Source organism: Micromonospora rubida (assembly GCF_009908295.1).
Taxonomy (GTDB): Bacteria; Actinomycetota; Actinomycetes; order Mycobacteriales; family Micromonosporaceae; genus Micromonospora; species Micromonospora rubida.
The window spans coordinates 173789-193191 of the sequence record NZ_JAAALO010000001.1; the positions used below are offsets into that span (position 1 = coordinate 173789).

Below are 19403 nucleotides of genomic sequence, written 5' to 3' on the forward strand. Positions count from 1 at the left end.
GAGGATGCCGCAGCGCCCCCACGCCGTGTGGTCCGGCCGGTTCCAGCCACCGCACGTCGGGCACCTCGCGGTGCTGCGGCACAGCCTGGCGGTTCTGCCGTTGCCGCACGTCGCGATCCTGACCACCCACTTCGGCTGGCGGGCACCGGGCGATTACGGCGAGCAGGCCGCTGCGGCGTACGCCCCGGCCCGAAATCCGCTGACCGTCTGGGAGCGGTTCTCTCTCCTGCGGCTGGCCCTGGCCGACGCAGGCATGACCGACCGCGTCTCGCTGCTCATCGCGCCTCGTCACGACCTGGACTGGCCGACCGTGGCACAGTTCTACCCACCCCACCGGGTGATCTGCCTGACCGCCAAGGACAGGTTCGAGGCGACGAAGGAATCCCTGTGGCGGTCCCGGGGAGAGCGCGTACACGTCTTCGAGGGCCTGGGGTCGGCCCAGGTTCTCACCACGACGGCCATTCGGGCCGAGGTGGCGGCGGGTGCGGACTGGCGGACGTTCATTCCGCCCCGATGTCACTCGTACTTCGAGGACATCAGCGGCCCTCGGCGGGTCTTCGGGATCATGGACGGCCCCGGGGCGCGAGACGCGACACAGCCCTGACGGGCAGGGATGTGACGCCCGGCGAGGCCCCGGGCGCCACATCCTTACGGGCATCAGCCGATCTGGGCGGAGCGGTCTCCCGCTGGCACGTTCTGTCGACGTGCGGAGCCGACCGGGCCCGATGTCCCATCAAAGGGACATCAGCCGGGTCCGGCTGGGCGCGAAACGTCCGACCTGTCGGTCATTTTCGGCCACAAACCCTGTCAGGAAGGAGACACGGCAGCATCGGCGACGATCCACATCAGTACCGTCGGCGGGACTCGCGCGGCCAGAATGCCGCGCGCACGATCTGTGGGGACCCATCGATGACCGCTCCTGGCCAACCGAGCCAACACCAGCCCTACCCGAACCGGCCCACGGCTGGACCCCCGCCGTACGGGCCGGCGCAGATGCCGGGGGCGACCGTGCCCGCCCCGCGCAAGCGGCCAGCTTGGCTCGTGCCGACGCTGCTCGGCGTCGGTGCCATGGTGGCGATCTGCTGCGGCATCGGCATTGTCGGCGCGCTGCTCGGGGACTCGAAGCCGGCAAGCGAGTCGACCAGCGGCAAGGCCCCGGCGGCAGAGCCGGCGCGGACCGACACCACGCCCGAGCCGGCGGCCGCCAAGACCAGCGCTGCCCCGAAGAAGACCACCGCGCCGTCGCCCGCCGGTCCCAAGTCGTACGGGGTCGGGGACAAGGTGCGAGGGGGCGACTTCGAGTTCACCGTCAACGGCGTCAAGTGCGGAATCTCGCAGGTCGGCGACTCGTTCCTGAACCACAAGGCCCAGGGCAGCTTCTGCCGGGTGAACATCACGGTGAAGAACGTGACGAAGTCGGCTCACCTGTTCCATGCCGACGGCACGGTCACCGCCGAAGATGCCGCCGGGCGGACGTTCGACGCCGACGGGGAGGCCGCCATCTACGGGAACGACGACGCCAAGGGCTTTCTCGACGAGATCAACCCGGGCAACTCGGTGCGGGCGAACGTCTTCTTCGACGTCCCGAAGGGCACGAAGCTCAAGACCGTCACCTTCGACGCCGGCCTGTTCACCTTCGCCGCGGACGCCGTGGTGACCTTGTGACGGCGGCCCGATAGGTTCCGTACTCGGGAGTGCGACACCGGCACGGTGTGGAGGATGCTGTGGACGAACTGACGGCCAGGGTGCGAGCGTTTGCCGAGGAGCGGGACTGGCAGCGGATCCACACGCCGAAGAACCTCGCCATGGCCCTCGCCGGCGAGGTCGGTGAGCTGCTGGCCGAGTTCCAGTGGCTGACGCCCGAGCAGGCCGCCGCCGTGATGGACGACGCCGAGGCCGGCGCCCGGGTCGAGGCGGAGATCGGCGACGTGATGATCTACCTGACCCGCCTCGCCGATGTGCTCGGTATCGACCTGTCGAAAGCGGCACTGACGAAGCTGGACGAAGTCGCCACCCGCTATCCCGTCGTCGAGGCCAGGGGGTCGGCGGAGTCGGCGCGCTGAGGCCGTACCAGGAGAGAGAGCGCGCCCGGCGGAGGCCGCCGGGCGCGCTCTTCGGTCTACGTCACACCCGGCTGGGAGTCGCCAGCCGCTCGGTGCCCCCGGTCCCGGCCCGCACGCGGCGGGAGACGATGATGCCGAAGACGGCGGCGGTGAAGAACATGACGAATCCGTACGTCACCGACGGCATCGCCATCGTGGAGTTGTTGAGCAGCGTCGGGCTCATCCCGATGGTGATGGCCAGGCTGGCGTTGTGCAGGCCGATCTCGAAGGCCGAGGCGATCGACTCCCGCTCGCGAACCTTGAACAGGCGCGGGCCGAAGTAGCCGATCGCCATGCTGATCAGGTTGAACGCCACCACCACGAGGATGATCTCCCCGAGGATGTCGAACACCTCCGCGCCCAGGCCGGCGATCACACCGGAGATCATCACGATCAGCGCCACCACCGAGAGGATCTTGACGGTGCGCTCCATGCGCTGTGCGGCGGCGGTGAACTTCGCGCGGATGGCCATGCCGATGGCGATCGGGATCAGGACCAGGGCGAACACCTGGATCACCTTGTCGAACTGGAGGCCGAGCGAGCTGTCCGACCCGACGAAGGCCGACACCGACAGGTTCACGATGATCGGCAGCGTGAACAGCGCCAGCACCGAGTTCACCGCGGTCAGCGAGACGTTGAGCGCCAGGTCGCCCTTGAACAGGTGGCTGTAGAGGCTGGCCGTGCTGCCGCCGGGCGAGGCGGCGAGCAGCATCATGCCGACCGCCAGCTCGGGGCGCAGGTTGAACACGACCACCAGGCCCAGGCAGATCGCCGGCAGGATCAGCATCTGGGAGACCAGGCAGATCACCATCGCCTTGGGATATTTCACCACCCGGCGGAAGTCCTCAAGGGTCAGGGTGAGGCCGAGCCCGAGCATGACGATGCCCACGATGATGGGGAAAAGTAGGAGGACCGAATCACTACTCATGATCACTCTGCCTTCTGGTCGTAAGAGATCCATGAGTTTCACATCGGTGATCGACGCCATACTTCTCGGAACTTGCCCTGTGCGGGGCCGGTATCCGCGCCAAGTGCACAGTGGACCATGGCGACGTAAAACGGCAGGTGGCGCTGGTTCGCGTTCTCGCGCAGGCGAAAGCGACATCCTGGTGATTGCGCCCCGGATCCGGTCGGGGACCTGTCCAGCGGCCCCTATGGAGCTGCCCCGTCCACGCGCCCACTCCACCGACAGCACAAACGGGGCAGTTCCACAGGGACCGAAGGAGGGCAGGCCGACCCGGCGAAGACCGACCCCGGCGAAGACCGACCCAGGGGCCGCCCCCGGCAGGGGCCGGCGTGGGCGGTGGCCAGGAACGCACCTGCCCGGGCGGCGATGGAGACCGCCTCGCCCATTCCGCCGCGCCGATGGGATGCGTCAGGACTCGTACCGATCGTCGATGCGATCCCGCGCCTGCGCCTCTTCTTGCCTACCCTGGTCGCGAACCGGCCCTGAACGCCCCGAGGCCGGCACTCAGGTCAGTTGCCGCTGGACGAGGCGGCTGGTCAGAAAAGGGCTGGGCGTGCCGTGCCAGAGCACCGTCAGCCCGTCGCGGGGCCGGGTGGCGGCGACGAAGAGCAGCGACCGGTCCCGTTGGCGTTCGCGCTGGTAACGCTTGGGGTCGGCGTCGCGGTACCGGTTGATCATCTGCCGTGGCACCAGCCCGTCGCTCACGCCGGCGATGATCATGCGCTGATACTCAAGGCCCTTGAAGCGGTGCATGGTGCCGACATGGACGCCGTCGGGCTGCTTCGGGCCGTCCGGGCCGATCTCCACGGCCGGCAGGCCGGCGGCTCCGAGGCGGCTGATCACGTCCGCCGCCAGCTCCTTCGTGGGTACGCAGACGGCCACCGAGCCGTCGGCGGGATCGCCCCAGCTGTGCAGCTGCTCGACGATCAGGTCGCGTTCCTGGGCCCAGGTCGACGCGCCCCGGAACACCGGTCGGCCTCCCCTCAGCAGGGAGCGGTACCCCGCCAGGTCCTCCTCGCCGCCGTCGAGGTCGTCGTACACCTCCCCGGTCATGATCTGAAGAGCGTCGGCCAGGATCTGGCGGGTGGTGCGGTAGCTCAGCGTGAGCCGCGACGATCGGCCCCGGATGTTGACGCCGAGGCTGCTCAACGTGACGTGGTTGTCGTAGATGCGCTGGTGGGTGTCGCCGGTGAGGAACATGTCGTCGGGGCCCGGAGCGACCATGGCCCGCAGCATCTTCCAGTGGGCCGCGCTGAGGTCCTGCGCCTCGTCGACGACCACATGCCGGTAGCGCGGTCGGTAGAACCCGCCGGACGACTCGCCCGTCACACCGCCGTTGTGCGCGGTGCGGTCCATCTCGAGGCGGGCGGCCCGCTGGGCGACCTGCCGCCAGGTCCACACCCCCTGCCCCTCCAGCCAGGTGGTGAACCGTTCGGTGAGGTGCCAGATCTGGTCCCGCTCGATCCGGGTCAGGCTACGACCACGGTTGGGGCGACGGGCCCGGAAGTACTCCGTCCGGGAGGTGAGCACCTGGCCGAGGACCACCTGGATCCACTCGGCGGCCAGGAACTCGGCGTCCCAGCCGGCGTCCCCGGTCTCGACGAGGAAGTCCGCCCACAGGTCGGGGACGCGGTTGTCGTCGACCACCCGCCGGCTGCCGCCCGCCTTCGCCTCGGTCACCACCCGGCTGGCCAGCCGGTCGATGTTGACGATGTCGACCCGCGACACCAGCTCCTGCCCGCCGAGGGCCAGCAGTCGGGTCTTCAGGTCCGCGGCGAGATTCCGGTTGAAGGTGGTCAACAGGATCGGCTTGTCCGCCCCGGCGGGCAACTGCCGGACGAGGTGCGCGACCCGGTGCAGGGCGACGATCGTCTTGCCCGTGCCCGGCCCGCCGCCGATCCGGGCCGGCCCCTTGTACCTGCGCTCGACCAGCTTCCGCTGCGTCGGGTGGAGGAAGATCTGCCACCGCTCGAACGCCTCGCCGAGCATCCCCTGCAACGCCTCGTCGTCGGAGGTCACCTGCGTGGCGGGGCGTTCCACCGCGGTCTCGAAGTCCTGCTGGTCCACCGGGTCGTCGGCGCGCACCGGATCGGTGACCTGGTGGAGCACCTGGTCGTAGGGGGCGCCGTCGAAGAGCGCGAAGAGCACGTCGGTGGTGAGCTGGGGCGCCCGGTCGAGCAGTTCCAGCAGCTCGGACTCGGCGGTGAGAACGCGGATCTGCGGCAGCAGCGGCTCGGCGACGCCGAGCTCCAGCAGCTGGCCGTCGGTGTACGCGGCGAAGAGCGGCTTGCGGGCCGGCTCGGGCTCCTCGGCCGGCGGGACGACCCGGCCGACGATGCTGTCACCCACCGGCGTCAGGTCGACGACCTCGATGCCGCCGGTGATCCGGTTGATCCGGTACGCGTACCGGCTGAGGTCGTCGTACACCTCGCCACGGTGCTTGACCGCGACGAGCAGGTAGTCGCGTCCGGCGATGTGCAGCAGCAGGGCCCGGTAGTCCTTGTTGACCCGGGCGGACATCAGCCGCGAGTCACCGCTGAGCGATTTCAGGTTGAGCCCGGGGTTCTCCGGGTTGTGCCGGAACTTGTGCATGAACTCGTAGACCGCGCCGATGTCGGCGCGGGTGAGCTTCATGACCTCCTTGTCGGCGCGGTCCAGCATCCGCAGGATTGCCCCGGTGCTCATCGACGTTCTCCCCCGCTCGTCGCCCTGATCTGTGCCGCCAGCTCGTCGACCGACCACTCCCGCGCGGTGCGCGCGCGCCAGCCGGCGTCCGCGTACGCCCGGTCGCGGTCTTCGGTCTCCGGGTCGTCGGGTCGGCCGGCGAGCACGATCGCGATGCGCTGCTCGGGCCAGGCCAACTCGGCCTGCCAGCCCTGGTCCCCCAGCTCGTAGCCGGCGACGGGCGTGGGAACGTTCTGCCGCGCGAGCTGCTGCACCAACAGCTCCAGGGTGCTCTCGTCCCGGTCGAGGTAGCGGAGGATGTCCCGCCATGGCGAGGAGTCGTCGACCGGCTCCGGCCCGGCGGGCACCGGTTGCGCCGCGACGCCGAGCCAGGTCGCGGTCTCCTCGTCCAGCGGCATCGCACGCTGGATCAGGGCGAGCCCGGTGCCCTCGGTCACCGCCATCGACGCGGGCTCGAAGGCGTCCAGGGCCGAGGCGGCGAGCTGGCCGGCGTCGCCACCGCCGGGCAGCAGGAACTGGATGATGTTGCCCCAGGTCAGCCAGGCGGCCCAGCGTTCCCGGTGCCCGGGGCCGGACACCGCGGCCGGCAGGTCGTCGAGGACGGCGAGCGCCGACCACGTCGGCAGCGGCTTGCTACGCCCGTCGACGACGACGATCACCGGGCAGTCCGCGTTGTCCCGCGCGCGGGCGACGATGATGTGGCGTGCGGTGGGGGCGGGCAGGGGCTGGCCGCGCAGCGCCGCGAGCAGCCGTTCCGAAACGCCGTTCGAGTCGGTGGTGGTGTTTTCCCGGGCCTGCTTGAGCAGGCCGCCGAGGGTCGCTTCGGCCCTGCGCTGCCAGCGGGTCAGGTCTGGCTCGGCGAGGAAGCGCAGCAACTGCTCGATCGGGTTCACCCAGATGCTCTCTTCGAGCTCGTTCGGGTCCACGCCGGGGAGGAAGCTGCGGTACCGCTCCCGGGCCGCCTGCTTGCAGACGCCGCCGTACGGGGTCCACCGTCCCTGGCCGTCGGTGCCGCCCCAGGTCTTGACGTCGTCCCAGGTGCCGGCGAAGACCAGGTAGCCGTGCGCGCGCAGCCGGGCCCGCTTCTCCGCGTCGTCGGCGAGCCGGTTGTGCTGGACGGAGGCGTGGTACTTGAAGCCGTCGAGGTAGACGACCACCTCCGGCGACGCGCCGTCGAGGCGGGTGAAGTGCACGTCGGGGCGGGTGCCCCGGATGGTGTTCTGCAGCTTCATCTGCCAGTGGGTGACGCCCCGCCCGCCGTCCCGGACGAACCTCAGGTCGGCGACGCGTGCGCCGTCGTGGTCGGTGCGCCGGTCGATGCGCAGCCCCGAGCCGGGGGTCTCACCGAGGGCGAGCAGCTTGGTGAGGAAGCGCATCTCCAGCTCGCTCTCCACCTGATGGATCAGCGAGATCTCGTCGGTGCGGACGTCCCGCTCGACCTCCCAGTTGTCGAGGAGCCGGTCGAGCATGCCCAGCGCCGCGTCGCGACTCATCAGCGCGAACTCCTCGTTGCGGGCGTAACGCAGGAGGCAGCGGTGGCACACCGCCTTGGCCTCGTGCCGGCAGTCGCAGTCGGCGATCCGCTGCCGGGCCAGCTCCAGCACGCGGCGGAACTCCGCCGGCGCGGCCAGGCGGTGCAGGTAGCCGGTGCCCTGCGGCTGGGTGTCATAGACGACGACGAAGTTGCGCGTGCCCTCGCTCTGCTCGTCGGGCATGGTGGCCGACACGATCTGAAGGTGCGCCGGGTCGCCGCCGTACTGCGCGGCGATGCCGAGGCGGACGGCGGCGGCGAACGAGACGAGCCGTTCCGCCACCATGGCGGTGGCCACGGGGATCAGGATGCGCAGCGCCTCGGTCTCCAGCTCGTGGGCCAGGATGAGATCCACATGGGTGTCCGACGTCGCCGGCGAGCGACGGTACGGACACCACGGCAGGTGGTGTTCGGCGCCCTGCACGACCGTCGCCCCGGAGGCCTGCGCGGCGAGCTGCTGACTGACCGCCGGGACGCCGTCCACCGTGGTGCCGCCGCACGACGTACAGGTGTGGAACCGGTTGATCCTGACCTCGTCGCCGGCGAACGCCTCGGCGGTCCGGTCGTAGCGCTGGGCGCCGAGGTTGAAGTGGCGGATCATGGCGTGCCGGCTGTAGTCGACGCCGAAGGTGTCGTGCGCGTGCCGCCACGAGGAGTCGACCCGGTCCGGGTCGATGTCGACGGCCGTGGTGGTGGCGTAGAAGCGGCGGTCCCGGTCGTCGCTGTCGTCGCGGATCCGCGCGTCGTCGCGCTTGTCGCGGCTGCGCACCCGGGTCGGCTGGAGCACCTGGAACAGCCGCCCGTGGTCGGCGATGCCCCGGTCCTTGCAGCGCGGGCAGGGGCTGGTGTCCTCCTTCGCCAGGTGGGTGCGGACGTAGCCACACTGGGCGCAGACCCGCCACTGCTCGTACGCGGGCCGGTCGGCCGGGCCCACGTCGAGCCCGGAGATCTCGTGCTTGTAGCCCCGGACGTAGTAGCTGTTGCCGGGGGCGATCTCCACCAGGGCCTGCCGGGCCGGGCGGGCGTACTCCCGCAGCTCGCTGTGGAACCGGCGGTCCCCGTCGGCCTTGTCCTCCCAGGTGAGGGTGGCTTCGAGGTCGGTGCGGGAGTCGATGAGGGCATAGTTCGGCAGCAGCCCGAACTCGACCATGGTGCCGTGCGCGGCGGCCCCGCTGACCTCCCGCAGCCGGCGGCGGACGGCGCCCTGCTCCGCCTTGAGCATCTTCAGCTCGCGGGCGTGGTCCGGGTCGCTGGACACCAGCGTCCCACGGGCGGCGGCGATCTCCTGGAGCCGACGCCGCAGGTCGGCCAGCCGCGCCTCCCAGGTCTCGTCGGCCTCCTTGACCCGGTGGACGATGCCGTCGCCCGCGAACTCCCGCAGCCGGTCGGCGGCGTCCGGCAGGACCTTGTCGCCGAAGAGCGCCAGGAACTGCTCGACCAGGCGGGACCCGTCGCGCCGGCCGGCCTCGGCGAGGCTCGTGAGCCAGCCGGTCGGGCCGAAGAGGAGGTGCGCCCGCCGGGGCATCGGCAGCACCCCGGCCAGCCGGCCACGGGCCGCCAGGTCGATCAGGTGGGCCAGGTACTGCCGGCGCAGGATCTCCACGGCCGACAGGAAACAACCGGGCGGCACGATCTGCCCGGCGATCATGTCCCGGGGGTCGGTGAGGTAGTAGCGGTCCCGCTCGGTGCGGCCGACCAGGGTCAGCACCAGCGCGTTGCCGCTCCTGCGGCCGGCCCGGCCGGCCCGCTGCACGTAGTTGGCCGGCCCGTGCGGGAGCGAGGCCAGCACCACCGCCGACAGCTCCCCGATGTCGATGCCCATCTCCAGGGTGGGCGTGCAGGACAGCACGTTCGGGTCGGTGTACCGCGTGCCCTCCCGGAACTGCTTCTCCACGGTTTCCCGCTGGTGGCGGGTGAGCATGCCGGTGTGCTCGCCCGTCACCACGCGGAACACCTGCCGCTCCAGGTAGAGCCGCCGGTAGTAGTCGTCCGAGGCGGTGTCGTCGTGGGCCGCCCGCAGGCTGCCCCGGCAGCGGTACTGCCGGCACGGCTGGTCGATCCAGTCGGCCACCCGGTCGGGATGCTCGGTCTGCTGCCAGTGACAGGTGTCGCAGCCGACCCCGGCCACCACGGCGGCCTCGTCGTCGAGCCGGGTGACCCGCAGGTGACCGGGCATCAGCCCGTACACCGTGTTGCCGTCCTCGGTGTCGCCGGCGGCCACGATGCCGGCCGCGGCCAGGGCGGGCAGCAGCCGGGCGAGGTACCCGGCGGTGTCGCCGAGGTCGAGGCCGAGGCAGCGGGACGTCCAGTCCTGGTACCAGTTCCCGCGCGCGGTGACCACGTCGAACTCCGAGCGCGACTTCGGCGACGCGAGCAGGAACGCGGGCGCCGACAGGCCCCTGGGGAAGGCCGGCATGCCGGACGGGCGACCACCCCAGACCTGCCACCGGGTCCCGCCCCGCCGCAGGTACGGCACCAGCCACTCGTGGTAGACCGCGCCCCGGGTCCGCAGCCGCTCCAACAGGCCACGCAGGAAGGCCAGATAGCGGGCGTCGTCCGGCGGGTCGGCGTCGAGCCGGTCGGCACCTCGCCGGTCGGCGCCGGTCAGGTCCACGTCCCGGCAGATCGCGGCCGCCCCGGCGGGGTCGTCGAGGGCGACCTCCACGGCGACGCTGCGGGTCAGTTCCAGGGTCCGGCCCTGCCGGGAGCGCAGCCCGGTCTCCATGACGGCGGCGAAGACGAGCCGCTCGCTGATTAGTTCCCAGGTGTCCCGGCTGCCGGTGTGCTCCCCGGCCAGCAGGCTGTCGACGCCCGGCTGGTCGTGCAGGTCGGGCGGCACGACGGTGCAGAGGATCTCCGGCTGCGCAGCCGCCTCGACCATGTCGGCGACGAGGTCGTCCAGCCCGACCGGCTCGCCCGGCCGCAGCTGGTCGGCGAGCAGGGTGCGCAGCGAGAAGGCGTACGAGCGGTTCGCGACGAAGCCGGCGCGGTGCGCGGCGTCCTGGACGGAGTCGTTGAACAGCAGCGTCTTGCGCTCCGCGTCGTCCAGCTCGCCGCCGGTGAAGAGCTGCGTGATCGCCACCGAGGCGAGGGTGGCCAGGCCGGCGCCGAGGAACCGGATGCCGTGGTCAAGCTGGCAGGACGGGCAGCGGTCCTTCTCCGCCGCGTCGACGCCGAGGACATCGCCGAGCACCACGATCTCGTCGTCGCCCACCTGCCGGTCCCGCTGCTCGTCGAAGGGGCGCACCCGCCGGCCGTACTCCAACACCAGCAGGCCGGCGGGGCGCTGTCGAACCTCGTCGTCGGTCGCGGCGATCAACGCGCGGATCCGGCGCTTGTCCCGCCCGACGCTGGCCCGGTAGATCTTGTCCGGGTCGGTCTCCAACTCCTGCGGATCCTTCTCCGGTGACAAGGCCATCCAGCCGGACCGACCGCAGTGCCGGCAGTAGACGGCCGGCAGCCGGGGATGACGGTTGTCGGCGACCACCGTGTCGGCGACCGGCGCGTAGGGGTCCAGCTCGCGCGGGGCCTCGCCGTACCAGCCGAAGGCGGCCTGGTGGGAGGTGCCGCGCAGCAGCCGGGAGACCGCGCGTACCCACAGGTGGGTCTCGATGTTGAGCAGCGGCCGGCGGATGTCCTCCGGGTTGCGCGCCATGGCGAGCAGGCCGACGAACCGCGCGAGCGCCCTGGCGGTGATCTCGGGCCGCGTCCTCATCGCGCTGCCCCAGCCGGTGGCGTTCTTGCGCGGCAACTCCTCGATGATCTCTTCGAGGGTGCACGGCCGGGCGTGCAGCGAGTCGAGCACCGCCTTGGTGAGCGGATGCTGCCGCAGCAGGTCACCGAGACGGGTCGGGTTGTCGAGACAGCGCTCGCCGAGCATCAGCTCGGCCACCTCGGCCATCATCTTCTCGGGGTCGCGGTCGTCGACGGCCGCGAGCTGCTCCGGGCTGGGCAGGGGCAGGCTGAAGTCCTGGCGGGCCACGAACTCTCCGGGCTCGTAGCGGTCCTCCCCCACCAGGGAACCGGCGTCGAAGGCGACGCCGAAGACCTGCTCGGCGACCTCAAGGATCGCCGTACGCCCGTCCCGGCCGCCGCCCTCGCCGAGGGTGGCGGAGGTGGCCACCGGGCAGATCGGCCCGAGCGGGCGGTCCGGCTCGTCCAGGCCGAGCGCGGCGGCGAGCCGCCGCAGCAGCATCGCCACGTCGGTGCCCTGCGCGCCGTCGTAGGTGTGGAACTCGTCGAGCACCACGTACGCCGGTTCGGCCCCCTCCCACAGCGGCAGGTCGTCGGCGCGCTGGAGCAGCAGGTCGAGCATCTTGTAGTTGGTGATGAGAACGTCGGGCGGGGTGCGGCGCATCTCCGACCGCTTGGTGAACACGTGCGGGTACTCGATGGCCGCGACGTCACCGATGTAGAGGCCGGCGGTGATCCCGTGCAGCGCCGGGTCGGCGAGCATCTCGTCGATGCGCTGCGCCTGGTCGGTGGCCAGGGCGTTCATCGGGTACAGCAGGATCGCCTTGATCCCGGCCCTCCCCTGCTGCCGCCGTCGGCGACAGTGGTCCAGCACCGGGATCAGGAACGACTCGGTCTTGCCGGAGCCGGTGCCGGTGGTGACGAGGGTCGGCTCGGCCGCCTTGCCCTTCGTCGACAGCCGGGCGAACGCCTTCGCCTGGTGCAGGTAGGGGCTGAATTCGGCCGGCGCCCAGTCGAGGCTCGCCCGCCAGTCGCCCTCGGCCGGGCGGAAGGGGGTGCGGATCCGCAGGTACGGCCCGCGGAAGATGCCCTGCTCGCGGTGCGAGAGGAAGCCCTCCAGGCCCTGGCGTACGCCGTCTTCGGTCAGGCCGAAGGTGGTGGTCAGGTACTGGGTGAGGGTCCGGCGCAGGATATCGGCGGCGATGGTCGGCCTCATGAGCGGATCACCCGGGGCATGCTACGTCAGCATCCACTGTGGTTAGAGCGCTCCTCAGTGGATCATGAGTCGGGTTCGCGACAATTCGCGGCATGGATCATCGCCTTGGTTCTCCTGAGCCGGAACAAGGTGGACATCGACCGCTTCCTGCCCGTGGCATGATCTGAGTCCCGGTTCATCGGGTGTTCGTGCGGATCTCGGGGAGAGCGGCAGGTGCGACAGCAGTCTGGTAGCGGAGCCTGTGGTGGCTGGTCGCGGCGCTCGGTGTTGCTGACCACCGGCCTCGTCGTCGCCGGCTGCGGGAAGCAGGAACGACCCGAACTCCAGGACGAGGGCAGCCAGTCCACGGGCATGCCCACCAAGGCGGCGCTGCAGACCCTGCTCGACCGGCGGGCCGAGGCGTTGCAGAAGGGCGACGAAGCGGCCTTCCTGGCAGACCTGAACCAGTCTGACGACAAGCTGGTCCAGGGGCAGAAGCTGCTCTTCGGCAACCTGCGCAAGCTCAAGCTGGCCACCTTCCGGTACGTCACGAACCAGGCCATCGCTCTGCCGGACGGTGACGTGCGCCGATTCCTCCCGGTGCACGAGGTGGTGCAGCTCAGCGCGGACGCCGGCCCCGGCGGGGTGGCACCCGCCTCCAGTCACCGCTACTCGGTGGCGCGCCGCGACGGCCGGTTGGTGATCACCGAGATCCTTCCGGTCACCAGGGAGAACACCAAGGAGCTGGGTGGGCCCAACGCCCTGCCCGGAAACGCCCCCTGGCACCTCACGCCGCTGACCGTCCAGCATGTCGACAGCGCCTGCCTGATCGCCGACGCCAGCGTGTCGGATCTTCAGCGCTACGCCGACGCCGCGAGCAGCGAGATCCGCCATGTCGAGTCACTCTGGGGTGACCGGCTCCGGTTCCCGGGCTACGTGCTGTTCCTGACGCGGGACGCGGAGAACTTCAAGAAGTGGTTCAGCTTCGGTAGCGCCGGCAACTTCAAGCCCGAGGTCGAGGGTTTCCAGGTCCCGCAGTACGGGGTGCGCCAGACCGGCGATGTCTACCACGAGCAGTACGCGGGCTCCCGGATCGTGGTCAACCTCAGGACCATCGCGGCCTTCGACGACGACCCGCGCCGAGTGATCCGGCACGAGCTCGCGCACAGCATCAGTTCCCGGGCCACCACGCTCAGCCCGGGTGGCTGGGTGCTGGGCGCACCGACCTGGGCCGTCGAGGGCTTCGCCCGCTGGACCGAGCAGATCAACGAGCGCCCGTACCTCGCCAGCCGGGTGGCGGCCGGCGCGTTCCAGGGCAGGGTGCCCGCCTCGACGGACTTCTACGGTCGGGATATGACCTTCAACTACGCATTGTCGTCGACGGTCTTCTCCTTCGTGGAGCGGAAGAAGGGCCGAGCCGCTGCGGTCGAGTTCTACGCCAGCGTGATCAAGTACAACGACCTCGAGGGCGAGCCGTTGGTGGACGCCCCGATCTTCAACGCCATCTGCAAGCGGGTGCTCGGCACGACGAGCAGCGCCTTCGCCGAGCAGTGGGCGAGCTTCGTACGAAATGGAGCGTGACGCGGTGCAGGCGACGCCCCCCACCGTCCCGGGCGAGCCCGCCCTGCCGTCCGGTCCGGCCGCCGCCGGAGCGAAGGAAGGGCGGCGCGGGACGGGCCGGCGGCGGCTGGTCCTCGTCGCCGCGGTGGTTGGCCTGGTCGCGCTGCTCGGCGCCGGCGCCGGCGGTTACGCCATCGCCCGCGACTCGAAGCTCGGCGAGCAGACCGCCTCCTGTGGGAACAGCCGATGCTTTCCCGGCATCACGCCGGCCATGGTGGTCGAGGCGCTCACGCGGAAGGGCTTCGCCTGCGAGGAGGAACGCCGCGGCGACTGGACCTGCCGGCTCACGATCGCTGGCGCGGAATTCAGGGCATATGTCGAAAGCTACGAGGGCTTGATCAGCGATTTCTCCGGGTCGGTGCACCCCGGCTACGAGGACGAGGTCCCGGCGATGACCAGGTCCTTCCTCGGCTGGCTCGGGTCCATCCCGGTCGCCCACGACCCGGTCCTCGCCGGGGAGGTTCGCGGCTGGCTCGACCAGCACTTCGAGGGCGGCGCGGAAGCCAGGGCCACCATCGGTCATTACCGCTACGAGTTGAACGCCGAGGAAAAGGCAAACATCGATCTTCGGGTCTGGGTGGAAGAGTGAACATGCCGCATCAGCCGCCCACGAACGCCGACGCCCAGTCGGCTGGCACGCCGCCGACGGCCGCCCCGCCGCCCGGAGGTCCCGGGCGCTCCCCCGCGCCGGGCAAGGCCCTGCTGGTGCTGGCCGTGGTCGCCCCCCTCGTCCTGTGCGGGCTCGTCGGCGTGCTGTCCGGTGGGATCGTCGCAACGTCGACCACCGATCCCGTGGGGCCGTCGGCGCTGCCGTCGACCGACGCCGACTTCCCCTCCGTGGATCGGCGCTACCTGCCCGGGGTCAAGGTCGCGACCGTCGTCGAAGACTGGTTGAAGAAGACCAACTCCTACACCTGTACGCCCCCCGAGCGGCCCAGCAGGACCCTCAGCGAGGCACCGCAGCGCCAGGGGTGCACGGCCCCGGGCAACCTGAGGTGGAAGCTGAGCGTCGACGTCGAGTTCGACGACGAGACGCATGTGCGGCACGTCAGGGGGGACTGCGTGTTCAAGCCGGGTGCCAAGGTGTGCGCCTCGCTCTTCGCCACCATGGCCGACGCCGTGCTGTCCGGGAACCCGGAGCTGCGCAAGCAGGCGTACGAGTGGGCGGAGAAGAACGCCGAGGCGGACAACGTCACCACGATCGGGGGCGTCCGGTTCACGATCAAGCTGGAGCCGCGCAGCATCACGGCGGAGCCAGCCCTCTGACACTCCAGCGTCGCCTGGCTTGGCGTTAAGCCGGGGGCCACGCCGGAGCCGCCATCGTCATTGGTTTATTTGCATGTGTCGATTGGTTCGGGTATGAAGGCTGGAAGCACGTCTGGATGCTGGTTCCTGGGGAGGAGCGACGATGAGACACACCCTGCGCCGTCTGCGAACGGCGGCGGTAGCGCTCGGCGCCTGCACACTCGGGCTGAGTCTGCTGTCAGTACCCGCCGCCGAGGCGTACTCGGCTCAGCCTCTCGCACCGCAGTCCGAGCGGGCACCCGAATCGGCCCAGTTCACGGCCGAGGGCGTCACCACAGTCGGTGAACTCCGCACCGTCACCGGCTCGCCGTCCTCCGCCCAGGCCGCCGGGACGCAGATCATTCGGCACCCCGGCGCGGCGTACGTCAAGGTGCACTTCAGCTCACTGCGGCTGGCCCCCGGCGACCACGTGACCGTGTCGAGCCCCGACGGCCGGGAGAGCTACCGGTACGACCGCCACCTGAACCGGGCGACCGGCTCGGACTACACCACCGACGGACAGCCGGGCTTCTGGGCGATGTCGGTGGAGGGCGACACCGCAGTGGTGACCCTGCACAGCAGCCGCTCCTCCTCCGACAACGCCGCGGTCGTCGACAAGTTCTGGCGCGGCTACGACCGCGCGGAGATCGCCCGGCACAACTTCTCCACGCAGTCCGTCTGCAGCACCGACGCTCGCCGCGACGTGGTCTGCTACCAGAGCAGCCACCCCACCGAGTACGCCCGCGGCCAAGCTGCGGCCAAGCTGCTGATCAGCGGCGGCGGGTCGTGCACCACCTGGCGGGTCGGCAACACCAACCGCATGCTCACCAACAAGCACTGCTTCTCGACGCAGGCCGCCGTCAGCGGCAGCGAGATGCAGTTCAACTACCAGTGCGCCACCTGCGGCGGCTCGAACCCCGGCGCCGGCACCAAGGTCAGCGGCGCCACCCTCTACAAGGTCAGCAGCGGCGGCTCAAGCGACCTCGACTACACCCTGTACTCGGTGAACAACTTCGCCAACATCCAAGGGTTCGGCACCCTGTACCTGGCGACGACGGCCACCACCACCGGCACGCGGATCTACATCCCCGGGCACGGCGACGGCAGCCCGAAGCGACTGTCGATCTACGAGGACACCCAGAACGGCACGACGTGCAGCGTGAAGAACGCCAACTACAACACCTCGAACATCAGCTACAGCTGTGACACCTCCGGCGGCAACTCGGGCTCGCCGGTGCTGAACGCCAGCCACCGGGTGGTCGCCCTGCACCACCTCGGCGGCTGCCCGTCGAACCAGGGCGCGAAGGCACACCTGATCTACAACGAAATCGCCAGCATGATCGACAACGGCTGACGACAACGCACAACCACGGGCCGCCGGGGCGCGACACTCGCCCCGGCGGCCCGCCTGCTCCCCCACCCTGTCCCGCCCCCCATCCCCGCGATCTTGCACCCCGGGCCCCGACAGAAGGCGCAAAAGCCTCACCACAGGGGCCGAAGGTGCAAGATCGCGGGGGTGGGTGGGGGGTGTCCCCCGGGCGAGCTACTCGCGAGTGTCCACCGCACGGTGACGACTGCTGGCCGGCTACTCCATAGCGTTTGACGTGGCCGCTGTGCTCCAGCCGCGGACCTCGTCGGAGGAGTCGTCATGCGTTTGTTGAAGCAGTTCGTGGCCGTTGCAGCGGTCACCTTCGTCGGCAGTCAGGCCGTCGCCGCGGTGGAGGGGAACGCCTGGCTCGCCCTGCCCCTGGGCGTGTTGGCGGCGGTGGCCGCGATCGGTGTCTACGCGTGGGTGGTGCGGCGTACCGAGCGCCGGGCGGTCACGGAGGTGGCCCGGGCCGGGGCCCGCGCCCGGATCGTCCGGGGGGTGCTGATCGGGTTCGGGATGTTCGCGGCCGTCATCGTCAACATCGCCTTCATCGGCGGCTACCACGTCCACGGCCTGGGCTCGGTGTCGGGCGCGGTGGCGCTGTTCGGGTTCATGGCCGCCGCCGCCACGACCGAGGAGCTGCTCTTCCGCGGCGTCCTGTTCCGCATCGTCGAGGAACGCACGGGCACCTGGATCGCGCTGTTGCTGACCGGCGTGGTGTTCGGCCTGATGCACCTGCTCAACCCGGACGCCAGCCTGTGGGGCGCGATCGCCATCGCGATCGAGGCCGGTTTCATGCTCGCCGCCTGCTACGCCGCCACCCGCAACCTGTGGGTGCCGATCGGCCTGCACTTCGGCTGGAACTTCGCCGCGGGCGGCCTCTTCAGCGTCGTGGTCTCCGGCAACGGCGAGTCGAAGGGGCTGCTGGACGCCACGACGTCGGGCCCCGCCCTGCTCACCGGCGGCGACTTCGGGCCGGAGGGAAGCCTGTACACGGTGGCGGCGGGTGTGGTGCTGACCCTGGTGTTCATGTGGCTGGCCCACCGCCGCGGCAACCTCGTCCCGCGTCGCCGCCGCGCGGTCGGCGTCGAGCCGGCGACCGCTACGGTTTCCTGATGATCGGCCTTCGGATGGTTCCGGACTCGTGGCGGCGGTGGGACGTCACGGTCCGGGATCTCCCGTTGGCGCTGCTGGTCGCCCTCGCGTCGGTGGTGCCGGCGCTGCACAACCACGGTACGCAGCTCGGTGACCTGCCGGGGCGTCCCTTCGACGCGCTGACCGTCGGGGTGGTCGCCCTGGAGTGCCTCCCGCTGGCCGTCCGCCGACGCTGGCCGGCGCTCTGCCTCGCCCTGGTGTCGGTCGGCTTCGCCATCGACCAGCTCCGCGCCTACCACACGGTCGCGGGCGCCGCGCTGGCCATCGCGCTGGTGAGCGCGGGGGCCCACCTGGAGCGTCGTCGGCGTACCACCGTGGCCCTGGCCTCCGCCGCGTACGTGGTGCTGGCCGTCGCCCTCGACCGGCTCGGGTCGACCGAGGGCGTGACCGGGTTCGTCACGTTCTACCTGGCGACGACCCTCGCCTGGGGCATCGGGGCCTGGCTGCGGCAGTCCCGGGCCGCCGAGGCCGAGCGCCGCCGCCACGTCGCCGTGACCGCCCGCGCCGCCGAACGCACCCGCATCGCCCGCGAGCTCCACGACGTCGTGACCCACCACGTGACGGCGATGGTGGTGCAGGCCGAGGCGGCGCGCTACCTGACCGCCGCCCCCGAACGCCTCGACACGACCCTGACCGCCATCACCGACACCGGCCGGCGGGCCATCACCGACCTGCGGCACCTGCTCGACCTGCTCAACCCCGACCACAGCGCCGAGCCGCGTACGCCGTCCGTCGGCGAGCTGCGCGCCCTGGTGGAGCAGGCCCGGCAGGCCGGGCAGCCGGTGGAGTTCACCGAGGAGGGTACGCCGGCGGAGACGACCGGCGGAGACGAGCTCGCGGCGTACCGGGTCGTGCAGGAGGCGCTGACGAACGCCCTCAAGTACGCCCACGGCAGCCGCACCGCTGTTCACGTGCACCATGGCGAAAGGGAGATCACGGTGGAAGTCAGCACCGACGGCTCGGGCTCGTACGCCGGGGCCCTCGGCGGGAGCGGGCGCGGCCTCGCGGGGCTCCGCGAACGGGTCGACGTGCTCGGTGGCGAGTTCAGCGCGGGACGGCGGGCGGGCGGCGGCTTCGTCGTACGGGCCCGCATTCCCACCGGGAGCCCGTCGTGACCGCGCCGATCCGGGTGCTGGTCTGCGACGACCAGGCGCTGATCCGTACCGGCTTCGCGACGATCATCGGCGCCCAGCCCGACCTGGAGGTGGTGGGCGAGTGCGGGGACGGGCGTGCCGCGGTCGACCTCGCCGGTCGACTGCACCCGGACGTGGTCGTGATGGACGTACGGATGCCGGTGCTCGACGGCATCAAGGCGACCCGGCTGCTGGCCGGCGCCGGGGTGGCGCACCCCGTCAAGGTGCTGGTGGTGACGACGTTCAACCTCGACGAGTACGTGTACGAGGCGCTGCGCGCGGGAGCGAGCGGGTTCCTGCTCAAGGACGCCCCGCCGGCTCAACTGCTGCACGGCATCCGCACCGTCGCGAGCGGTGCCGCGCTGCTGGCGCCCGAGGTGACCCGGCAGCTCGTGGGCAGGTACGCGGCGCGGATCCGTCCCGCCGAGGGCACCCCGGACGACGTGGGGCTGACCCCGCGCGAACTGGAGGTGTTACGCCTCATCGCCGACGGCCTGTCCAACGGTGAGATCGCCGCGACGCTGGTGATCAGCCACGAGACCGTCAAGACGTACGTGTCGCGCATCCTCACCAAGCTCGACCTGCGCGACCGCGTGCAGGCCGTGGTCTACGCCTACCGCCGGGGCCTGGTCACCTGAAAGGGGTGCTCCGCTCCGCGCGGCCGGGGAG

13 protein-coding genes are annotated in these 19403 nt (G+C 70.9%); 10 read left to right on the forward strand and 3 right to left on the reverse strand.

Annotated features, from left to right (window positions below; genetic code table 11):
- The first annotated feature begins 4 nt into the window (after positions 1-4).
- The 3 genes from GVV04_RS00835 to GVV04_RS00845 all read left to right on the forward strand — a co-directional run bounded on the left by GVV04_RS00835 (position 5) and on the right by GVV04_RS00845 (position 2063).
- Entirely contained in the window at positions 5-604 is a 600-nt protein-coding gene (locus GVV04_RS00835; protein WP_161683797.1) for a hypothetical protein, read from the forward strand.
- Positions 605-909: 305 nt separating this feature from the next.
- Positions 910-1665, forward strand: a complete 756-nt coding sequence (locus GVV04_RS00840) for a DUF4352 domain-containing protein (RefSeq protein WP_161683798.1) — start codon at positions 910-912, stop codon at positions 1663-1665.
- Positions 1666-1724: 59 nt separating this feature from the next.
- Positions 1725-2063: a nucleotide pyrophosphohydrolase gene (locus GVV04_RS00845; RefSeq protein WP_161683799.1), complete on the forward strand. Its 339-nt coding sequence runs from the start codon at positions 1725-1727 to the stop codon at positions 2061-2063.
- A gap of 61 nt (positions 2064-2124) precedes the next feature.
- On the opposite strand, the gene GVV04_RS00850 is transcribed toward GVV04_RS00845, so the two are convergent.
- The 3 genes from GVV04_RS00850 to GVV04_RS00860 all read right to left on the reverse strand — a co-directional run bounded on the left by GVV04_RS00850 (position 2125) and on the right by GVV04_RS00860 (position 12194).
- Positions 2125-3030, reverse strand: a complete 906-nt coding sequence (locus GVV04_RS00850) for a bile acid:sodium symporter family protein (protein WP_161683800.1) — start codon at positions 3028-3030, stop codon at positions 2125-2127.
- A gap of 543 nt (positions 3031-3573) precedes the next feature.
- Entirely contained in the window at positions 3574-5754 is a 2181-nt protein-coding gene (locus GVV04_RS00855) for a UvrD-helicase domain-containing protein (protein WP_161683801.1), read from the reverse strand.
- Positions 5751-12194 carry a DEAD/DEAH box helicase gene (locus tag GVV04_RS00860; protein ID WP_161683802.1) on the reverse strand — a complete coding sequence of 2148 codons (6444 nt, stop codon included), beginning with the start codon at positions 12192-12194 and terminating at the stop codon, positions 5751-5753. Before GVV04_RS00860 ends, GVV04_RS00855 begins: the two co-directional genes overlap by 4 nt.
- Positions 12195-12407: 213 nt before the next feature.
- Here GVV04_RS00860 and GVV04_RS00865 point away from each other — a divergent pair, with 213 nt between their 5' ends.
- The 7 genes from GVV04_RS00865 to GVV04_RS00895 all read left to right on the forward strand — a co-directional run bounded on the left by GVV04_RS00865 (position 12408) and on the right by GVV04_RS00895 (position 19372).
- Positions 12408-13754 (forward strand): hypothetical protein, encoded by a 1347-nt coding sequence (locus tag GVV04_RS00865; protein ID WP_161683803.1) that lies wholly within the window; start codon positions 12408-12410, stop codon positions 13752-13754.
- The gene (locus GVV04_RS00870; RefSeq protein ID WP_161683804.1) at positions 13744-14382 is read left to right on the forward strand and encodes a hypothetical protein; all 639 of its coding nucleotides are present in this window, start codon (positions 13744-13746) and stop codon (positions 14380-14382) included. Before GVV04_RS00865 ends, GVV04_RS00870 begins: the two co-directional genes overlap by 11 nt.
- A gap of 2 nt (positions 14383-14384) precedes the next feature.
- Positions 14385-15059, forward strand: a complete 675-nt coding sequence (locus GVV04_RS00875) for a hypothetical protein (protein ID WP_161683805.1) — start codon at positions 14385-14387, stop codon at positions 15057-15059.
- Positions 15060-15201: 142 nt separating this feature from the next.
- Positions 15202-16431 (forward strand): trypsin-like serine peptidase, encoded by a 1230-nt coding sequence (locus GVV04_RS00880; RefSeq protein ID WP_161683806.1) that lies wholly within the window; start codon positions 15202-15204, stop codon positions 16429-16431.
- Between the two features lie 294 nt (positions 16432-16725).
- Positions 16726-17562 carry a CPBP family intramembrane glutamic endopeptidase gene (locus GVV04_RS00885; RefSeq protein ID WP_161683807.1) on the forward strand — a complete coding sequence of 279 codons (837 nt, stop codon included), beginning with the start codon at positions 16726-16728 and terminating at the stop codon, positions 17560-17562.
- The gene (locus GVV04_RS00890) at positions 17562-18716 is read left to right on the forward strand and encodes a sensor histidine kinase (RefSeq protein WP_161683808.1); all 1155 of its coding nucleotides are present in this window, start codon (positions 17562-17564) and stop codon (positions 18714-18716) included. The genes GVV04_RS00885 and GVV04_RS00890 overlap by 1 nt, the downstream gene beginning before the upstream one ends.
- The gene (locus GVV04_RS00895) at positions 18713-19372 is read left to right on the forward strand and encodes a response regulator (RefSeq protein WP_161683809.1); all 660 of its coding nucleotides are present in this window, start codon (positions 18713-18715) and stop codon (positions 19370-19372) included. Before GVV04_RS00890 ends, GVV04_RS00895 begins: the two co-directional genes overlap by 4 nt.
- Positions 19373-19403: the final 31 nt, after the last annotated feature.

Coding starts and splice junctions, on each gene's coding strand:
- GVV04_RS00875 (WP_161683805.1), top strand. CDS start 14,385: ATGCCGCATCAGCCGCCCACGAACGCCGACGCCCAGTCGGCTGGCACG.
- GVV04_RS00855 (WP_161683801.1), bottom strand. CDS start 5,754: ATGAGCACCGGGGCAATCCTGCGGATGCTGGACCGCGCCGACAAGGAG.
- GVV04_RS00885 (WP_161683807.1), top strand. CDS start 16,726: ATGCGTTTGTTGAAGCAGTTCGTGGCCGTTGCAGCGGTCACCTTCGTC.
- GVV04_RS00835 (WP_161683797.1), top strand. CDS start 5: ATGCCGCAGCGCCCCCACGCCGTGTGGTCCGGCCGGTTCCAGCCACCG.
- GVV04_RS00850 (WP_161683800.1), bottom strand. CDS start 3,030: ATGAGTAGTGATTCGGTCCTCCTACTTTTCCCCATCATCGTGGGCATC.
- GVV04_RS00840 (WP_161683798.1), top strand. CDS start 910: ATGACCGCTCCTGGCCAACCGAGCCAACACCAGCCCTACCCGAACCGG.
- GVV04_RS00860 (WP_161683802.1), bottom strand. CDS start 12,194: ATGAGGCCGACCATCGCCGCCGATATCCTGCGCCGGACCCTCACCCAG.
- GVV04_RS00880 (WP_161683806.1), top strand. CDS start 15,202: ATGAGACACACCCTGCGCCGTCTGCGAACGGCGGCGGTAGCGCTCGGC.
- GVV04_RS00870 (WP_161683804.1), top strand. CDS start 13,744: ATGGAGCGTGACGCGGTGCAGGCGACGCCCCCCACCGTCCCGGGCGAG.
- GVV04_RS00890 (WP_161683808.1), top strand. CDS start 17,562: ATGATCGGCCTTCGGATGGTTCCGGACTCGTGGCGGCGGTGGGACGTC.